Origin of the sequence: Proteus sp. CD3 (genome assembly GCF_008808075.1) — a bacterium.
Lineage (GTDB): Bacteria > Pseudomonadota > Gammaproteobacteria > Enterobacterales > Enterobacteriaceae > Proteus > Proteus appendicitidis.
In genome coordinates, this window is the sequence record NZ_CP019686.1 from 2,284,445 (window position 1) to 2,303,922 (window position 19,478).

Annotated in this window: 16 protein-coding genes; 2 read left to right on the forward strand and 14 right to left on the reverse strand. The window is 42.0% G+C overall.

The genetic code is table 11. The annotated features are described in order from the left end of the window. Window position 1: 1 nt before the first annotated feature. The 14 genes from nuoN to hexA form a co-directional block, all read right to left on the reverse strand. The gene (gene nuoN, locus BTA34_RS10420; protein WP_151435569.1) at window positions 2-1,471 is read right to left on the reverse strand and encodes an NADH-quinone oxidoreductase subunit NuoN; all 1,470 of its coding nucleotides are present in this window, start codon (window positions 1,469-1,471) and stop codon (window positions 2-4) included. A gap of 6 nt (window positions 1,472-1,477) precedes the next feature. Next, window positions 1,478-3,007: an NADH-quinone oxidoreductase subunit M gene (gene nuoM / locus BTA34_RS10425; protein ID WP_100158484.1), complete on the reverse strand. Its 1,530-nt coding sequence runs from the start codon at window positions 3,005-3,007 to the stop codon at window positions 1,478-1,480. Between the two features lie 19 nt (window positions 3,008-3,026). After that, window positions 3,027-4,862 (reverse strand): NADH-quinone oxidoreductase subunit L, encoded by a 1,836-nt coding sequence (nuoL, locus tag BTA34_RS10430; RefSeq protein WP_151435570.1) that lies wholly within the window; start codon window positions 4,860-4,862, stop codon window positions 3,027-3,029. Continuing rightward, window positions 4,859-5,161 (reverse strand): NADH-quinone oxidoreductase subunit NuoK, encoded by a 303-nt coding sequence (nuoK, locus tag BTA34_RS10435; RefSeq protein WP_099073810.1) that lies wholly within the window; start codon window positions 5,159-5,161, stop codon window positions 4,859-4,861. The genes nuoL and nuoK overlap by 4 nt, the downstream gene beginning before the upstream one ends. After that, on the reverse strand, window positions 5,158-5,691 hold the full coding sequence (gene nuoJ / locus BTA34_RS10440; RefSeq protein WP_100158482.1) for an NADH-quinone oxidoreductase subunit J: 534 nt from the start codon (window positions 5,689-5,691) through the stop codon (window positions 5,158-5,160). The genes nuoK and nuoJ overlap by 4 nt, the downstream gene beginning before the upstream one ends. Window positions 5,692-5,703: 12 nt before the next feature. Continuing rightward, window positions 5,704-6,246, reverse strand: a complete 543-nt coding sequence (gene nuoI, locus BTA34_RS10445; RefSeq protein ID WP_006533299.1) for an NADH-quinone oxidoreductase subunit NuoI — start codon at window positions 6,244-6,246, stop codon at window positions 5,704-5,706. 14 nt (window positions 6,247-6,260) lie between these two features. Then, window positions 6,261-7,238 carry an NADH-quinone oxidoreductase subunit NuoH gene (gene nuoH, locus BTA34_RS10450; protein WP_006533300.1) on the reverse strand — a complete coding sequence of 326 codons (978 nt, stop codon included), beginning with the start codon at window positions 7,236-7,238 and terminating at the stop codon, window positions 6,261-6,263. Further along, the gene (gene nuoG, locus BTA34_RS10455) at window positions 7,238-9,970 is read right to left on the reverse strand and encodes an NADH-quinone oxidoreductase subunit NuoG (protein ID WP_151435571.1); all 2,733 of its coding nucleotides are present in this window, start codon (window positions 9,968-9,970) and stop codon (window positions 7,238-7,240) included. Before nuoG ends, nuoH begins: the two co-directional genes overlap by 1 nt. A 53-nt stretch (window positions 9,971-10,023) precedes the next feature. Further along, on the reverse strand, window positions 10,024-11,388 hold the full coding sequence (gene nuoF, locus BTA34_RS10460) for an NADH-quinone oxidoreductase subunit NuoF (RefSeq protein ID WP_151435572.1): 1,365 nt from the start codon (window positions 11,386-11,388) through the stop codon (window positions 10,024-10,026). Next, complete coding sequence (gene nuoE / locus BTA34_RS10465) at window positions 11,385-11,930, reverse strand: NADH-quinone oxidoreductase subunit NuoE (RefSeq protein ID WP_006533305.1); 546 nt, start codon at window positions 11,928-11,930, stop codon at window positions 11,385-11,387. Before nuoE ends, nuoF begins: the two co-directional genes overlap by 4 nt. 2 nt (window positions 11,931-11,932) lie before the next feature. Further along, the gene (gene nuoC, locus BTA34_RS10470; protein ID WP_099073806.1) at window positions 11,933-13,729 is read right to left on the reverse strand and encodes an NADH-quinone oxidoreductase subunit C/D; all 1,797 of its coding nucleotides are present in this window, start codon (window positions 13,727-13,729) and stop codon (window positions 11,933-11,935) included. 76 nt (window positions 13,730-13,805) lie between these two features. Then, window positions 13,806-14,480: a NuoB/complex I 20 kDa subunit family protein gene (locus BTA34_RS10475; RefSeq protein WP_004243697.1), complete on the reverse strand. Its 675-nt coding sequence runs from the start codon at window positions 14,478-14,480 to the stop codon at window positions 13,806-13,808. Between the two features lie 17 nt (window positions 14,481-14,497). After that, the gene (locus BTA34_RS10480; protein WP_036912633.1) at window positions 14,498-14,950 is read right to left on the reverse strand and encodes an NADH-quinone oxidoreductase subunit A; all 453 of its coding nucleotides are present in this window, start codon (window positions 14,948-14,950) and stop codon (window positions 14,498-14,500) included. Between the two features lie 800 nt (window positions 14,951-15,750). After that, window positions 15,751-16,668 (reverse strand): transcriptional regulator HexA, encoded by a 918-nt coding sequence (gene hexA / locus BTA34_RS10490; RefSeq protein ID WP_151435573.1) that lies wholly within the window; start codon window positions 16,666-16,668, stop codon window positions 15,751-15,753. A gap of 860 nt (window positions 16,669-17,528) precedes the next feature. On the opposite strand from hexA, the gene BTA34_RS10495 reads away from it, so the two are divergent. Together BTA34_RS10495 and yfbR are read left to right on the forward strand one after the other, a co-directional pair. Continuing rightward, a complete protein-coding gene (locus BTA34_RS10495; RefSeq protein ID WP_151435574.1) occupies window positions 17,529-18,743 on the forward strand; it encodes a pyridoxal phosphate-dependent aminotransferase in 1,215 nt (404 codons plus the stop codon). Window positions 18,744-18,879: 136 nt separating this feature from the next. After that, window positions 18,880-19,461 carry a 5'-deoxynucleotidase gene (yfbR, locus tag BTA34_RS10500; protein ID WP_151435575.1) on the forward strand — a complete coding sequence of 194 codons (582 nt, stop codon included), beginning with the start codon at window positions 18,880-18,882 and terminating at the stop codon, window positions 19,459-19,461. The last annotated feature ends 17 nt before the right edge of the window (window positions 19,462-19,478 follow it).

Genomic DNA, 19,478 nt, shown 5'->3' on the forward strand with positions numbered 1-19,478 from the left:
ATTAGTTGATTGCAGGTGCAATAATCGCAAAATTCGTTAATTCAATAAGTGGTTGTGGCCATACACCTAAGGCAATCACAACAACTGCACAGATTAACGCAACAAATGTTGCCATATTTTGTGATGTTGTAGAAATCGCAGGAGTGTTGTCATTGTCTGGTTTGCGTAAAAAGACAATAGCCGCAGCACGTAGGTAGTAGAATAAGCCAATCGCACTACCTAACACAACCATACCTGTTAACCACCATAAGCTTGAGCTAATGCCCGCAATGATGACATACAGTTTACCAATGAAACCTAATGTAATTGGTACACCTGCCAGCGATAACATCATCAGTGACATCACCACAGCCACAACAGGACGACGCCAGAATAATCCGCGGTAATCTTCCAGTGAGTCCATTTCGCTTTCACGATAAGGGCTTGAAGCTACTGCAATAGCACCAAACGCCCCGAGACTTGCAAACAAGTAGCCAGCTAAATAAATTTCAGCGGTTTCTTGTGCTAATACAGGGCTGTATTGCAGCACAATTAATGCCACGAGTAGATAACCGAGGTGCGACACTGAAGAGTAACCCAATAAGCGTTTTACGCTCTTTTGCGTTAACGCCATGATGTTACCAAACAAGATAGAGGCAATTGCCATGAAACCTAAGATCATTCGTAAGGTTTCACTATCCGCAGCTGGCGCTTCAAGGAATAAACGCATAACAACAGCAAAAATACCAATCTTACTTGCCGTCGCTAAGAACGCGCCCGTTGGTGCTGGCGCACCTTGGTAAACATCAGGAGTCCATAATTGGAATGGGAATAAAGATAATTTAAACCCAATTCCCACTAGCATCATACCTAAACCTGCGAGCACTAATGGTTTATGGATATTGCTATCACTCAAACTTTGTCCCATTGCAGTGAAGGAGAGGTTCCCTGCTTCTGCATAGAGAAGTGCCATACCAAAGAGTAAGAAAGAAGAAGCTGCCGCAGAAAGCAGCATATATTTGATGCCGGCTTCCAGTGATGGACGTTGTTGGAATGCGTAACCGATAAGACCAAACAGCGGTAATGTCAGTAATTCAATACCAATAAACATCGATGCGAAGTGGTGAGCTGAAGAGAGTAAAATCCCTCCCATCACTGCAATCGCAATCAGCAAGTAAAACTCTTCTTTGTTATCTTGATAGCCTTCTAACCAAGGATAAGCAAAAGCAATAGTGCCAATACCAGAAAGGATCACTAGTGCAGTAAAGAAGCTTGAGTATCCATCAACGTGGTAAAGCGTGGTTACGTCTACTACACCTAATGCATTAACGTAATAGAGCGAACCTAGCGCAATGATGAAACCTGTTGCTGTCAAAGTGGCAATAGTAAAATGATCGCGTCGCCACGCAATGGACAGCATCACAACCACCACCGTCAATCCGACGATCAATAGCGGTAGCATTGCAATCAATTGTTCAGAAGTTATTGTCATGGCGAATTACGGCCTTACTGTTGAAATAGAAGCGGAATACCAAGTCTGGAGATTTTCCATCGCTGATATTGATGTGTCTAATACAGGTTGTGGGAAGAAGCCCAAAATAACCAGTAAAACAACCAATGTGATCAGGATAAAGAATTCTCTCAGATCTAACCCTTTATAGGTTCTTTCAGCTGTTTTCGGTGAACCATAGTAAGCCTGTTGCATCATCCACAGTGCATAGACAGAAGCAAAGACTAAACCAAAGACCGAAATAATAGTGATCAGCTTAAAGTGACCATAAGTACCAAACAGGATCATAAACTCACCAACGAAGTTACCTGTTCCTGGCATACCTAAAGAGGCAACCGCAAAGAACAGTGAAAACGCTGGTAAGAAACGGATGCTTTTCCACAATCCACCCATTTGGTTCATATCACGCGTACCTAAACGCTCATACAGCATGCCACACATGATAAACAGACCTGCTGCTGACAAACCATTGGTGATCATTTGAATAATCGCACCTTGGTAAGCCAATACAGAGCCGGCATAAATCGCAATCACGATAAAGCCCATGTGAGAAATACTACTGTAAGCCGCGAGACGTTTGATATCTGTCTGACGGAAGGCTAACAGCGCTGCATAGAATACGGTAATTAAACCTAACCACATCGCCACAGGTGCCAGCAACGCTGACGCTTCAGGAAAGAGTGGTAAGTTAAAACGTAATAGACCGTAAGCCGCTGTTTTTAGCAAAATACCTGATAAGTCAACAGAGCCTGCTGTTGGTGCTTCTGCGTGAGCATCCGCTAACCAGCCATGAACAGGTACGATAGGCATTTTCACCGCAAATGCTGCGAAGAAACCTAACATCAGAATAAATTGCAGTTCAGAGCCTAATACCGTATGTGCTTGTAGTAAGGTATCGTAATTAAACGTCCAAATACCCGTTTCACGGTAGAAAGCAACCGCAAGACCGATAATGGCCAGCAACATTAACAGACCACTTGCCTGTGTATAGATAAAGAATTTTGTTGCTGCACTAACGTGTTTTTTATCGCTACTTCCTTTGTGTCCCCATAAAGAAATCAGGAAATACATTGGGATCAACATCATTTCCCAGAAGAAGAAGAATAAAAACAGGTCAGTCGCTAAAAATACCCCCATCACACCGGCTAAGATCCACAGCAGGTTAAAATGGAAAGCACCTTGTGATGGCTGATTTTCATTCCACGATGAAAGTACCGCTAAGATACCTAAAATCGCAGTTAGTACAGTCATCAGCAATGACATACCATCAAGTGCAAATTGGATATTAATCCCTAAAGCAGGGATCCACGGCACAAAGTAATACTCTGTCCAACGTGGTGCTCCATCAGCACTAAGTAGTTGATAATCGCCTTGCAACCAAAGTTGCACAGAAATAACGAGTGTTAATCCCATCGTCAGCAACGCAACCCAGCGAGGGACTTGCGAGCCGATTCGTTCAGCCTGCCAACTTAGCAGGCCACCGATGAAGGGAATAAGTATTAGCCAGGGTAATAACATGGCGCAATGTGTCCCTTAATTAAACCAGAAGCAGCAGAGCGATGACCAGCACTGCACCTAAACCGAGAGAAGCCGCATACCAACGTGCTAATCCATTCTCACTGAAACTTAATCCTTTATTGGTTCCTTTAAGCAGGCTACCGAATAGATTAAAGAATTGGTTAACAGGATCATTTTGGATAAGCCACGCCGCCCCTTTATAAGGTTTGACAAACAGCACTTCATACAGTGCATCGAATCCCCAAGCATGGAACCACCATGTTGAGAAGAAACGACCTGTACGAGTATTAGCAACCTTAGAAACACATTGACGCTGTTTCAGGTATAACCATGCTGCAATGGCAACGCCTACTATCGCTACCACACCAGAAAGTGCTTCTAATACATATTTACCCTCATGCGATGCGTTTCCTTCAGGGAAAACAGCACCTAACGGCTGAGTAATTAACGCACCGATAAATGTTGATAACAGTGCTAATACCGCTAATGGGAAAGTATGAGTAAACCCTTTAACTTGGTGTGCTTCGGTTTTGGTTTCACCATGGAATACGATGAAAATCAAACGGAAGGTATAAAGTGACGTAAATAACGCGCCAACTAAACCTGCAAGCATTAAATTGAAATGCCCGTTTGAATACGCACCCCATAAGATTTCATCTTTACTGAAGAACCCTGCTGTTAACAGTGGTAATGCCGCTAATGCGCCACCACCAATGAGGAAACAGGCATAAACAAATGGGATCTTCTTACGTAACCCGCCCATCTTAAAGATATTCTGTTCGTGGTGGCAGGCAATAATCACAGAGCCTGCAGATAAGAACAGTAATGCTTTAAAGAAAGCGTGGGTCATTAAGTGGAAAATTGCCGCATCCCATGCTTGAGCGCCTAAAGCCAAGAACATATAACCGATTTGGCTCATGGTTGAATAAGCAAGAATACGTTTGATATCGGTTTGTACTAAAGCCGCAAAGCCCGCTAACACTAATGTGACTGCACCAATAATACCGACTAACTCAAGTACTTCAGGTGCCATTAAGAATAGCGCGTTACTACGTGCAACCAAGTATACACCTGCCGTAACCATCGTTGCGGCGTGGATTAATGCAGATACTGGTGTAGGACCTGCCATCGCATCCGCTAACCAAGTTTGTAATGGAAGCTGTGCTGATTTACCTACTGCACCGCCTAATACCATCAACATTGCCCAGTTAATGACACTTGAACCTACTGCTAATTGCTCAGGCGCAAGTACGGCCATTTCACGGAAACTCAATGTGCCTAATTGGTCAAACAGGATAAACATACCGATAGCTAAGAACACATCACCGATACGCGTTACGATAAACGCTTTCATCGCAGCTGCGCCATTAGCAGGATTGCTATAATAGAAACCAATTAACAGGTAACTACATAGACCAACCCCTTCCCATCCCATGTACATCAGCATCATATTATCAGCCAGTACTAAGACAACCATACTTGCGATAAATAAGTTGGTATAAGCAAAGAAGCGAGAATACCCTTCTTCTCCACGCATATACCAAGATGCATACATATGAATAAGGAAGCCAACACCGGTAATCACACCCAGCATTGTTAATGAAAGACCATCAAGAACCAGTGTAAACGGAATATTAAAATTCCCTGCTGACATCCAGTTCCATAAAGTCAGAACTTGAGTTTCTTGCCCGTTAGCAAAGAAATCCATACCAGCCCAAAGTGCAACGAGGGCAGATAAACCAACAGAACCTGTACCAATCCATGCTGATACGTTTTCAGACCAACGACCATGCGAGAAAGCGAGCAGTAAGAATCCCAGCAGTGGTAGCAGAATGGTTAAATAGAGTATATTCATCCGCGCATCTCACTGACTGTATCAATATTGATGTTTTGGCGATGTCTATGAAGCTGTAACAACAATGCCAGACCAATACTTGCCTCTGCCGCCGCCAAACTGATTGCCATGATATACATTATCTGACCATCTGTTTGACCCCAAAAGCTACCACCGACAACAAATGCCAGTGCAGCTGCATTAATCATAATTTCTAGTCCGATCAACATAAACAACAGGTTGCGGCGAAGTACTAAGCAGGTAAAACCTAACACAAACAGTACCGCAGCCAAGATCAAACCATGTTGAAGAGGTATCATTTTTGCTCCCCTGCGTTTTCGTTTTCGACGAGATCGTCATGGCTCTTATCACGACCAATGTGGTAAGCAACAATCAATCCAGACAATAAGAGAACAGATGCTAACTCAACAGCCAGAATATAAGGCCCAAATAAGCTAATACCGACCTCTTTCGCGCCAATCACTTCTCCAGCAATTTCACCGTGAGTGACACTACTAATAGCGTAAATTAACACGACTAATAGCATCAGAGATAAAAGCGCAGGCCCTATCCAAAACTTCGGTTGTAGCCACTTTTTCTCTTGATCAACGACGGATTTACCTAAGTTGAGCATCATCACCACGAAAACGAATAACACCATAATAGCGCCAGCGTAAACGATGATTTCTAATGCACCCGCAAAATAGGCACCTAACGAGAAGAAAACCACAGAGAGCGCAATCAATGAAATCACTAAGTACAACAAGGCGTGTACAGGATTGGTATGAGTGATCACTCTCAATGTTGCAAGGATGGCAATCAGCCCCGCGATGTAAAATGCAAATTCCATGAATATCGCTCCTTACGGTAACAGGCTTTTGACATCGATAGGTTTAGCTTCATCATCCGCATCACCTTTATCTTTGCCGTTAATCGCCATACCTGTTTTACGGTAAAAGTTATATTCAGGATATTTGCCTGGCCCTGAAATCAACAGATCGTCTTTTTCATAAACCAAATCCTGACGCTTAAACTCACCCATTTCAAAATCAGGCGTTAATTGCAACGCCGTTGTTGGGCAAGCTTCTTCACATAAACCGCAGAAGATACAACGAGAAAAGTTGATACGGAAAAACTCCGGATACCAACGACCATCTTCATGTTCTGCTTTCTGTAATGAAATACAGCCAACTGGACAGACTGCTGCACACAAGTTACAAGCAACACAGCGTTCTTCACCATCAGGATCACGCGTCAACACAATTCGTCCACGATAGCGTGGTGCAACATTGACAGGTTCTTCCGGGTACATCTGTGTTTCGCGTTTGGCGAAGGCATGTAAGCCAATCATCCAAATACTTCGTACCTGGGTGCCGAAACCAGTCAATAACTCTTTTAAAGTCATGGTTCAATCACCCCTTATTGAGCGTTGTAAAGTATCACTGCAGCAGTAACCAGCAGATTAATAAGCGTTAACGGTAAGCAAATTTTCCAACCAAAAGACATCACTTGGTCGTAGCGCGGACGCGGCAACGATGCACGGATAAGGATAAACATCATCATGAAGAATCCTGTTTTCAGTGCGAACCAAATAAATGACGGTAAGAAAGGTCCTTGCCAACCACCGAAGAATAACGTCACGATAAGACCTGATACCGCAACAATACCGATATATTCACCCACAAAGAACAAACCGAATTTCATACCGGAATATTCAATATGATAACCATCAGCCAATTCTTGCTCTGCTTCTGGTTGGTCAAATGGATGACGGTGACAAACAGCAACCCCAGCAATCGCAAACGTAATAAAGCCAAAGAATTGTGGGATGACATTCCACATATTTGCTTGTGAGTTTACGATGTCAGTCAGGTTAAAAGAGCCAGCTTGTGCAACAACACCTAAGATTGAAAGCCCTAAGAACACTTCATAACTTACGGTTTGTGCTGATGCACGCATTGCACCTAACAGGGAATATTTGTTATTACTTGACCATCCTGCAAATAACACGGCATACACCGCAATACCTGCAACCATCAAGAAGAACAAAATACCAATGTTTAAGTCAGCAACAACCCATGTTGAGCTAACAGGTACAATCGCAAATGACAGCAGTAAAGATGAAAACGCAATCACTGGCGCAATGGTGAAGATAAAGCGGTCAGCAAATTTCGGGATCCAGTCCTCTTTAAAGAACATTTTGATCATATCCGCAATTAGCTGTGCTGAACCTGCATAACCTACACGGTTAGGCCCATAACGGTTTTGGAATAAACCCAGTAAACGACGTTCTCCCATACTCATAAAAGCACCACAAGTGACCACGACAAGCAAGATCACGACGGCTTTTAATACGGTGAGTAAAATCTCTGTAACTTCAGGAGATAACCAGCTCATTATGCAATACCCCGCAGTTGACGAACCGATACACCCACCAGCGATGGAGAAATACCTGCCATACCTAACGGCAAGCCAATTTGACCTTGAGTCAGGTGAGCACTGATTTTCACAGGTAAGGTGAATTCACGGCCTTCGTAAATAAACATCGCTTGCTGACCTTGAGTTAACGCTAATGCTTGGGCATCAGATTCACTCAATGTTAAATAAGCGGTTTCCATACGAGATTGAATAACTTCAGCGCGTTGTGATAACTCTTCACTACCAAATAAGCGGTAGCAAGGTGCGACAGTCCATTGATTTTTCTGTGCATTAAATGGCGCAGGAATATCAGTGAAGTAGCCAAGTGTATTATCACCACATTCGATTAAACGCACACCCGGATCGCCAAAGCGTAAGCTGCCACCCACTTCTGCTTGGAATTTATTCCATGCTTGAGGGGAGTTCCAACCCGGCGCCCATGCAAATGGAATTTGCTGACGAGGTGCTGTTGGGCTGTTATTACCTTCCATTGAGAACGCAAATGGGGTGTCGATATCTTTCGGTTGACGCTGTTCATGAACAGACACATTCGCCAACATAGAAGTACGACCACTATAACGATGAGGTTCACGAGCCAGTTTCTGTCCACGAATACGGAATGAGGCATTCGGTGCCGCATCAACAATGCCAGCAAACTGAGGAAGACGAGTTGCACAATGCTCAATAACATTGTCTAACTGTGTCCAATCCAGCGTTCTTTCATGCCATTGTGAATCAACAGCACTCAACCAACGCCAGCTTTCATGCATCACTACATCTTTGTTATAGAAAGAAGGTTCGAAAACTTGGAAGTAACGTTGCGCTCTGCCTTCTTGGCTCACCATTGTTCCATCACTTTCAGCGAATGAAGACGCTGGGAGAACAAGATGTGCTTTCGCCATAATGTCTGTTTGCTGGTGGTCGATAACAATTAAGTTATCTACTTTCGCAATCGCATCATCAATCACGTCGGCATCATAATGACGATATAAATCGTTTTCCATGACAACAACGGTGTTAGCTTGACCACTGCGCATCATTTTTAATGCATCATCAAGTGGCTGAGCATTCATCATGGCAAGACCCATGCTGTTTGCATCATCAGCAACAAAAGAAAGCCCTACGTCATTACCTTTTGCTTTTAATGCAAAAGCAATGTTTGCGGCGGCTTTAATAACGTCTTCGCTACCCGCATGGCTACCACTGATAATTAATGGTTTTTTCGCTTGAGAAAGTGCTTGAACAACCATTTCAATATGTTTATTCAGCGCTTCATCAATACCATCAACAGCGGGTGCATCACCGTTAATGTTATTTGCAATCGCAAAGCCTAAACGTGCTTGATCAACAACCGGTGCGCGATAGCTCCATGCAGCAACATCATCAAGGCGAGTTTCATCAACATGAGTAACAAACAGCGGATATTTTGCACGTTGCCCGATATTCATAATCGCAGCAATTTGCCAGTCAGCTACTTTTTGAGCTGCTGCCATTTCACGCGCTTTACCTTTCACTGCCTGACGTACAGACAATGCCATACGAGCGCCTGTTTGTGTTAAATCTTCACCTAACACTAAAACCGCATCGTAATTTTCAATTTCACGCAGAGATGGAGTATGAACGCCACCTTTTTGTAAAATATCTAACATTAACGTCAGTCGTTTTTGCTCTGATGCAGAGATACCGCTATAGAAGTTTTCAGCGCCAACAACTTCACGTAATGCGAAGTTACTTTCAATGCTTGCACGCGGGGAACCAATACCCACGATACGCTGGCTTTTCTTCAGCATATCCGCAGCAGCTTGAGTCGCTTGAACAGCGTTAATTTCTAACCAGTTACTGCCTAAACGTTTTTTAGGCTGACGAGGTCTGCTTGCTAAATTCACATAGCCATAGCCAAAACGACCACGGTCACAAAGGAAATAGCGGTTTACAGTTCCGTTATAACGGTTTTCAATACGACGTAATTCGCCATAGCGCTCACCCGGGCTTGTGTTACAACCCATGCTACAACCTTGGCAAATACTTGGTGCAAACTGCATATCCCACTTACGGTTATAACGTGATGAGTGAGTTTTATCAGTAAATACACCGGTCGGACAAATTTCGACCAAGTTACCCGAGAATTCGCTCTCTAATGTGCCATCTTCAACACGTCCAAAGAACACGTTGTTATGCGCACCAAAGACGCCGAGATCAGTACCATCAGCATAATCTTTGTAGTAACGAACACAGCGGTAACAAGCAATACAACGGTTCATTTCGTGAGAAATAAACGGTCCCAGATCTTGGTTTCTATGTGTACGCTTAGTAAAGCGATAGCGACGCATAGTGTGACCTGTCATTACCGTCATATCTTGAAGGTGGCAGTTCCCCCCTTCTTCACAAACTGGACAGTCATGAGGATGGTTTGTCATATACCATTCAACAACGCTTTCACGGAATTTCTTCGCTTCTTCGTCATCGATAGAGATAAACGTGCCATCAGTCGCTGGTGTCATACAAGACATCACTAAACGACCGCGGGTATCCTCAGCATTTTGATATTGCTTAACCGCACACTGGCGGCAAGCGCCAACGCTTCCCAGCGCTGGATGCCAGCAAAAATAAGGAATATCTAAGCCTAAATTAAGACAGGCTTCTAACAGGTTATCAGCCCCGTTAACTTCATATTCTTTGCCGTCTACATGAATCGTAGCCATAGTCAGCATGCTTCCCAAAGGCCTGCACAGCAGGCGTTAAACCTAGAATGTGTCGTGAAAAATTACCAGCGGCTTTTCAGCAAGTTAGGCTGAATACCTCTGATCAAGTTGGCATTGGTATAATCTTCTTGAATAATGCCAGCCTCAAATTCTTCACGGAAATATTTAATGGCGCTTTGTAAAGGTTCTACTGCACCCGGTGCATGCGCACAGAATGTGTGTCCCGGACTTAAAGAACGACATAAATGTTCAAGGGTTTCGATATCACCAGGACGACCTTTACCGTTTTCTATCGCACGTAAGATTTCGACACTCCATGGCAAGCCATCACGACAAGGTGTACACCAGCCACAAGATTCACGAGCAAAGAACTCTTCTAAGTTACGGGTTAATGAAACCATATTAATTTCATTATCTACCGCCATCGCAAGTGCAGTACCTAAACGGCTACCTGCTTTTGCAATCGTGCCAAAATCCATTGGGAGATCGAGGTGATCTTCTGTTAAGAAGTCAGTACCTGCACCACCCGGTTGCCATGCTTTCAGCTTAAGACCATCACGCATACCACCTGCGTAATCTTCAAGGATCTCGCGCGCTGTTGTACCAAATGGTAATTCCCATAAGCCCGGATATTTTACGCGACCTGAGAATCCCATTAATTTAGTACCCGCATCTGGGCTTTTGCCTTCACTTAAGCCGATATACCAATCTTTACCGTGTTCAATAATCGCTGGCACGTTACACAGTGTTTCAACGTTATTGACACAAGTTGGTTTACCCCATGCACCTGATGTTGCAGGGAATGGAGGTTTAGAACGCGGGTTAGCACGACGACCTTCTAAGGAGTTGATTAATGCTGTCTCTTCACCACAGATGTAACGACCTGCACCTGTGTGAACAAACAGTTCAAAATCAATGCCTGAACCGAAGATATTTTTACCCAGAAAGCCTGCTGCCTTTGCTTCTTCAATAGCATGGCGCAGATTCTTAGCCGCTTCGATATATTCGCCACGAAGGAAAATATAGCCACGGTAAGCTTTCAGTGCGTGAGCGCCGATAATCATCCCTTCAATTAACAGATGTGGAAGCTCTTCCATTAAGAGACGGTCTTTATAAGTACCCGGCTCCATTTCATCTGCGTTACAAAGGATGTAACGGATATTCATGCTTTCATCTTTTGGCATCAGGCTCCATTTCAAGCCTGTTGAGAATCCAGCACCACCACGACCTTTTAGGCCAGCATCTTTAACTTGGGTTGTCACCTCTTCTGGTGCCATCCCTTTCAATGCTTTTTCTGCCGCTTTATAACCGTTTTTAGCACGGTATTCATCCAGCCATACAGGCTGACGATCATCACGTAAGCGCCACGTTAGCGGGTGCGTTTCTGCGCTACGAATAATCGGTTTTGCTCCTGAAATTGCTGTCATGGATACTGCTCCAGTAACGTTTCAATCTCTTCAGGTTTAACAAAGCTGTGAGTATCGTCATCTACCATCATAGTAGGACCTTTATCACAATTACCTAAACAGCAGGTTGGCAGTAACGTAAAGCGACCATCTGGTGTTGTTTGACCAGGAATGATATTAAGGTGCTTTTCAATCGCTGCCTGAATGCCTTGATAACCTGTAATATGACAAACCACGCTGTCACAAAAACGAATGATGTGACGGCCAACGGGTTGACGGAAAATTTGGCTATAGAACGTAGCAACGCCTTCAACATCGCTTGCTGGGATCCCAAGAACATCCGCAATCGCATAGATTGCGCCATCTTCAACCCAACCACGGTTCTTTTGCACAATTTTCAGTGCTTCAATAGAGGCTGCACGAGGATCTTCGTAATGATGTTTTTCTTGTTCAATTTCAGCACGTTCTTCTTCAGTTAAAACAAACGTTGCTTTCTTTGAATGTGTTACATCGACGATTTCGATCTGCACAGCATCATCTTTTTGGTTTAATTCATTTTGCATGATTAACGATCCACATCCGACATTACAAAATCAATACTTCCCAGATACACAATCAAGTCAGAAACCAGACTACCGCGGATAACCGCTGGGATTTGTTGCAAGTGAGCAAAGCTTGGCGTACGAATACGCGTACGGTAGCTCATTGTGCTGCCATCACTGGTTAAGTAATAGCTGTTGATCCCTTTCGTGGCTTCAACCATCTGGAATGATTCATTAGCAGGCATAACAGGACCCCATGAAACCTGTAAGAAGTGGTTAATCATGGTTTCGATATGCTGTAATGTGCGCTCTTTTGGTGGCGGTGTTGTCAGTGGATGGTCTGCTTTAAATGGCCCTTCTGGCATATTTTTATAGCATTGTTCCAGAATACGTAAGCTTTGGCGTAGTTCTTCTACTTTCAGCATTACGCGGTCATAACAGTCACCATTACTTGCAACAGGGATTTCAAATTCAAAGTTTTCATAACCTGAATATGGACGCCATTTACGGACGTCAAACTCAACACCTGTTGCACGAAGACCAGCACCTGTTACACCCCACTCTAATGCTTCTTTTGAGTTATAAGAGGCAACACCAATAGTACGACCTTTCAAGATACTGTTTTGCAGAGCCGCTTTTACGTAAGAATCAAGACGTTTTGGCATCCAGTCTAAGAATTCACGTAATAAGCGCTCCCAACCGCGAGGTAAGTCATGAGCAACACCACCGATACGGAACCATGCCGGGTGCATACGGAATCCAGTAATCGCTTCAACGATGTTGTAAACTTTCTGACGGTCAGTAAAGGCAAAGAACACCGGTGTCATTGCACCAACGTCTTGGATAAAGGTACTGATATACAGTAAGTGGCTATTAATACGGAATAGCTCTGACAGCATGACACGAATAACTTTAACGCGTTCAGGCACTTCAATACCGGCAAGTTTTTCCACTGCAAGTACATAAGGCATTTCGTTAACGCATCCGCCGAGGTATTCGATTCGGTCTGTGTATGGGATATAGCTGTGCCAAGATTGGCGCTCACCCATTTTTTCAGCACCACGGTGGTGATAACCCACGTCAGGCACACAGTCAACGATTTCCTCGCCATCAAGCTGAAGAATAATACGGAATGCACCGTGAGATGATGGATGGTTAGGGCCGAGGTTTAAGAACATAAAGTCCTCATTCTCAGTACCGCGTTTCATCCCCCACTCTTCAGGTTTGAATGTCAGCGATTCCATTTCCAGATCCTGTTTCTGCTTGGTCAGCACATAAGGATCGAACTCTGTCGCACGAGCAGGATAGTCTTTACGCAGTGGATGACCTTCCCAATCAGGAAGCATCATAATACGGCGTAAATTTGGATGCCCATTAAAGACAATCCCAAACATATCCCAGACTTCACGCTCATACCAATTCGAGTTAGGAAAGAGAGATGTGATAGTCGGAACATTAAGATCATTTTCACTTAATGCGACTTTCAACATAATATCTTTATTACGATCGATTGATATCAGATGATAGAAAACGGAAAAGTCTGCTGCTGGCAAGCCTTGACGATGCGTACGAAGACGCTCATCAAAACCATGCATATCAAACAGCATGACATAAGGTTTTGGTAAAGATTTGAGGTATAGCATTACCTCAATGAGTTGTTCCCGTTTAACCCAAACAACTGGCATGCCAGTACGAGTAGGCTGGAACGTAAACGCATCGGGTCCAAATTTCTGACGTAGTTCATTAACCACCTGATCATCAATATGATCGGTCGTTTCCCACGCTGGCCGAGCGCCTTTTTGCGCTATCTGATCGGTCATTTCTATTCACCACAACTTTGATCAGGGTTACTATGATCGCAACACATTGCTCTGGTTACGTCTTAGGCAAAAGCCTTTAAATTTCGTCAGGAGTACGCAGGTTTTTCACTGCGATACGTTCACCGTGTTTTCTTTCTCGTTCTGATTGCATATTGGCACGGTAAACGCCTTGGTCGCCGACAACCCATGATAATGGGCGACGTTCTTTACCAATGGACTCTTGTAATAACATGAGTGCTTGCATATAAGCTTCAGGGCGTGGCGGACATCCAGGAATATACACATCAACTGGAATGAACTTATCCACACCTTGCACTACTGAATAAATATCGTACATACCACCAGAGTTTGCACATGCCCCCATAGAGATAACCCATTTAGGCTCTAACATCTGATCATATAAACGTTGAATAACAGGTGCCATCTTAGTAAAGCAAGTACCCGCAACCACCATAAAGTCAGCTTGACGAGGTGATGCACGTAATACTTCTGAACCAAAACGAGCCACGTCATGCACAGCCGTAAATGACGTCACCATTTCAACGTAACAACAGGAAAGACCAAAGTTATATGGCCATAAAGAGTTTTTCCGTCCCCAGTTCACAACATCATGCAATGCATGTTCCAGTTTTCCCATATACACGCTGCGATGAACGTGAGCATCTAATGGGTCGCTGACAATTTCCTGTGATTGAAGGGGATAACGGTCATTCTCACCATTCGGATCTATGCGGGTGAGTGTATAATCCATTTCTAATGCCTCGCTTATTACTGCTGCGGATGTTTGCCGCTGGTTAATCGAACATGGCTTTTACTCGCGGTTTCACGACGAGAACGAACAGGCGTCCAATCTAATGCGCCTATACGAACCAAATAGAATAATCCAGCTAATAAAATAGCGATGAAGACTGATGCTTCAATAAAGCCTAACCAGCCAACTTCACGAACGGAAACAGCCCAGGCATAAAGAAACAGTGCTTCAACATCGAAAATAACGAAAAACATGGCAACTAAATAGAATTTAGCTGACATGCGCAGACGAGCGCTGCCAACAGAATCAAGACCAGATTCATAAGGAACATGCTTTGCCCTTGCCTGTGCGCGTCCGCCTAAATAGCGGGCGCCCAACAACATGAGCGAACATAACCCCAATGCGCCTATGAGGAAGACAGCAAATGCCCAATGATGGGCGATAACTTCGGTGGTTGTAGACATACTCATTGCTTACTCATCAAAGGTGGTGTCAATTAACCAACTCTTATCCGGCGGTTTACACCACATTTCTAATTACGAAAAAAAAGGCGAATTAAAAAGACTTGCTAATTAAATAAATAATAACAGTCTATTTATACCTTTCTTATTTTTTGGAAAACTTTGCGACAAATCACTCAGTTTTCCATCGCGATTTAACAAATTTAACACTCATTTTTAACACTCAATTACTGGCTAATGCTAAAACGTGTCAGTTAACCGACAAACTTTATGCTAACACGCTTAGTCTAACCGATAATTCGATTTTACTACACCAGTATCTCAGGAAAAACCTGATTCAACACAGGCAAATGTGCCTTATTTTCTTGATCAAACTCACAAAATAGTCGAAAAAATACTTAATCAGTTTAAAATTTATCCAAATTTTAACAAATTAACTTTCTAATATTGTGGAGGAGGTCAAATATCCGCTTAGATTTACTTTTTTATTCTCTTAAAACCTAGACAATCTTTTTATTTGTTAACAAATCCTACAAGTGATTAACCAAGGGGGAAGGTAAACATTTTTTTAACAAGCAGTTAAGAGAGTGATGGAATGAAATGTCACAATGATAAATACATAAAACAGCATAATTATTAACATAGTGTTACTATTTCAAAAGATGGTAATAAAAAAACGGGAACAAATGCGCTTCATTGCATCTATTCCCGTTTATCATTATTCATCACTATCTAGCTTTATTTGACGCTTTTTTAATCTTTAATTTTTGTGTTTTAACGTTAAAAAATCCACACAATAATTAATGTGATTATTCAAGTTCAGTAGAGCTAATATCTTCAGATGCAGTGACGGTATAAGGTGTTTTCTTGTTTTCAATCGCATTGAATACCGTTAACACCGCTTCATTTTGTTCATCAGTATTACGATACAGCCAGTATTGTGTTTCAGGTAAACGAGGTAACCCTTCACTTTCGCCTAAAATACGTAAATCGGCATTTTGCATTTCAAGTGGGCGCGCAGTAATACCCACTTCTGCATTAACTGCGGCACGAACAGCAGATAAAGAAGCGGCTTCATAAGCAATACGCCATTGAATGCCAGCGTCATCTAACGTGTTTGTCGCTAATTGACGGAAGGGGTTCGTTTCATCCATTACAACTAAAGGAATAGGTTCATTCATTTGTAATTGGAAATCTGGCGCACAATGCCATAGCACCGGTGCAGTACGTAATGCTGTACGTGGGTGATGACCAATACGTGCTGTTGTTAATGCTAAATCAATTTCATGATTATCTAGCATTGTTTCAATATATTGAGAACGCTTAATGCGAACATCAACAGCTAAACGTGGATACACTGATGCGATACGATTTAATAAAAACGGTAATAAAGTATCAACAGAGTCATCAGAAGCACCAATACGTAGCTCCCCTTCTGCATCGCTATACGTTAATGATGCCGTTGCATCATCATTAGCACGCAGAATTTGACGAGCATAACCTAACAGTTGTAGACCATGCTCTGTTAAAAGTTTATTACGACCATGGCGGGCAAAAAGCTCTCTACCAACCAATTGCTCTAAACGTTGCATCTGCTGACTCACAGCAGATTGGGTTCGACATACAGCAGCAGCGGCTGCTGCAAAAGTGTTCAAATCTGCTACAGCTACAAACGTTCTAAGCAGATCGAGGTCGAGATTCATTATCGGACGATTTGCATTAATCATTGTTTATTCTTCACTTATTTTTGATTTTTAAATTACATATACCTGGTGTTTTTTATCAAAAGTCTAAAAAAGACTTCCGATTCAGACAGTACTCTACTCTGAAAAGGAGAGCAAAGACATATCGAATACTTTACATTTGTTTCTTATCGTTTACACCTCCTAGATAGAAAGGAATTGCATCTTTTTGTAACAAATTAAATTTTATTATCATTTCAAGCATTCACAAGAAAGAACTGTATACTGTCATCACAAGTTAGACTTAGATCATACTATATTGCTTTCTCATTCATAAATTTTAACATTTTGAAAATAATTCAAATTATCTTAACTATGCATTCAAGTTTAAGTATCTTCCCCTATAAATTAAATTTAAGATTTAAATTTAATTTATACTTAAACTAGTTGATTGCTATAGAATAAAGTAGATTTAACCATATTATTTGAAAATTTAATATATTAAGTCAGATAATACAAATCCGATAAAATTATTCAATAATTGATTATGCAACATTTCATCTACCTCTCTATCACACCAACTTATTTCTAATCACCACACTAAAAAGCACCTTTTCAATAGAATAATAATCCAGATTATTTATTGGAACTGAAACATAATACCATCATAAGTAATACAATCAGTCATCAAAATAACATTCTAAGAATAAACTGACCTTTTACACCAAAAATTACCTAGCATCTTCAAAAGTTTGTAACGTAAGAGTAGAGTGATAGAACAGTTATTTGCTGGGACAGCCTTTTCATTTGTATCTTTCTATATGAATAGCAATCGGTGATAAATATCGCTAAGTCGCCATAATCACAATAAAGATACGAGTCAGACCCTATTAGGTAAACGCGCTATGAATCAGATTAAAAAATCAAACAAACTCGAACATGTCTGTTACGACATTAGAGGTCCGGTTTTGCAAGAAGCAAAACGTCTGGAAGAAGAAGGTAACAAAGTTTTAAAACTCAATATTGGTAACCCGGCACCTTTTGGCTTTGAAGCACCTGATGAAATTTTAGTGGATGTGATCCGCAATCTACCAAGCTCTCAGGGTTATAGTGACTCCAAAGGTCTGTTTTCTGCGCGTAAAGCTATCATGCAGCATTATCAAGCCCGTGATATGCGAGATATCACGGTTGAAGACATTTATATTGGTAACGGTGTTTCCGAGTTAATCGTACAAGCAATGCAAGCCTTATTGAATAATGGCGATGAAATGCTAGTACCTGCACCTGATTATCCTTTATGGACTGCAGCAGTTTCTCTTTCGGGAGGAAATGCCGTTCACTATATGTGTGATGAGCAACAAGGTTGGTTCCCTGATTTAGATGATATCCGCAGTAAAATTACAAAAAATACCCGCGGCATTGTTATTATCAACCCAAACAATCCAACCGGTGCGGTATATAGCAAAGATATTCTGATGGAAATCGTTGAAATAGCTCGTCAGCATGACCTGATTATCTTTGCAGATGAGATCTACGATAAAATTCTCTATGATGATGCAGAGCATCACTCTATTGCGGCAATGGCACCGGATTTATTAACCGTCACTTTTAATGGTTTATCAAAAACCTATCGTGTTGCTGGTTTTCGTCAAGGTTGGATGGTACTAAACGGCCCTAAAAAACATGCTAAAAGCTATATTGAAGGCTTGAATATGTTAGCGTCAATGCGTTTATGCGCTAACGTTCCGATGCAACATGCCATTCAAACAGCATTAGGCGGCTATCAAAGTATTAGTGAATTTATCCTGCCGGGTGGTCGTTTATACGAGCAACGTAATCGAGCTTGGGAACTGATCAATCAAATTCCAGGTGTTTCTTGCGTTAAGCCAATGGGCGCACTTTATATGTTCCCTAAAATTGACTTAAATCGCTACAGTATTAAAGACGATCAGAAAATGATCCTTGATTTATTACTGCAAGAAAAAGTGCTATTAGTACAAGGTACTGCCTTTAACTGGCCATACCCAGACCATTTCCGTATCGTTACCCTTCCTCGTGAAGATGATTTAGATATGGCAATTCAAAAATTTGGTCGTTTTATCGTGGGTTATCACCAATAAGACTTATCAAATAAAAAATAAAACGCAGTATAACAATCAGTTATATTGCGTTTTTTTATTTTCTTTTTTATTGACGTTTACATCTGTTAATTATCCACTCACAATAATCACTTCAATCACGCAATTGGGAGATATTATGAGTTACTTTTTTGCTCACCTTTCTCGCTTAAAACTCATTACTCGTTGGCCTTTAATGCGTAACATTCGCCAAGAAAATGTGTCTGAGCACAGTTTACAAGTGGCTTTTGTTGCCCATGCCTTAGCGGTGATTAAAAATCGTAAATTTGATGGCAATGTCAATGCCGAACGAATTGCATTACAAGCGATGTATCATGATGCCAGCGAAGTGATCACCGGTGATATGCCAACCCCCATCAAATATCACAATCCGCAAATTGCCCATGAATATAAAAAAATAGAAAAATATGCACAGCAAAAATTAATTGAAATGCTACCTGAAGAGTTACAAGATGATTTTCGTCCGCTGATCGATGAACAATTACATAGTGAAGAAGAAATCTTTATTGTTAAGCAAGCAGATAGTCTGTGCGCTTATTTAAAATGTCTTGAAGAGTTAGCCGCAGGCAATAGCGAATTTAATCTGGCTAAAAATCGGTTAGAAAAGACACTAGCAGAAAGACATAGCCCAGAAATGGACTATTTTATAAAGGTGTTTGTACCAGGGTTTAGTTTATCGCTTGATGAAATTAGTGAGTGATAATAATCACTCACTTT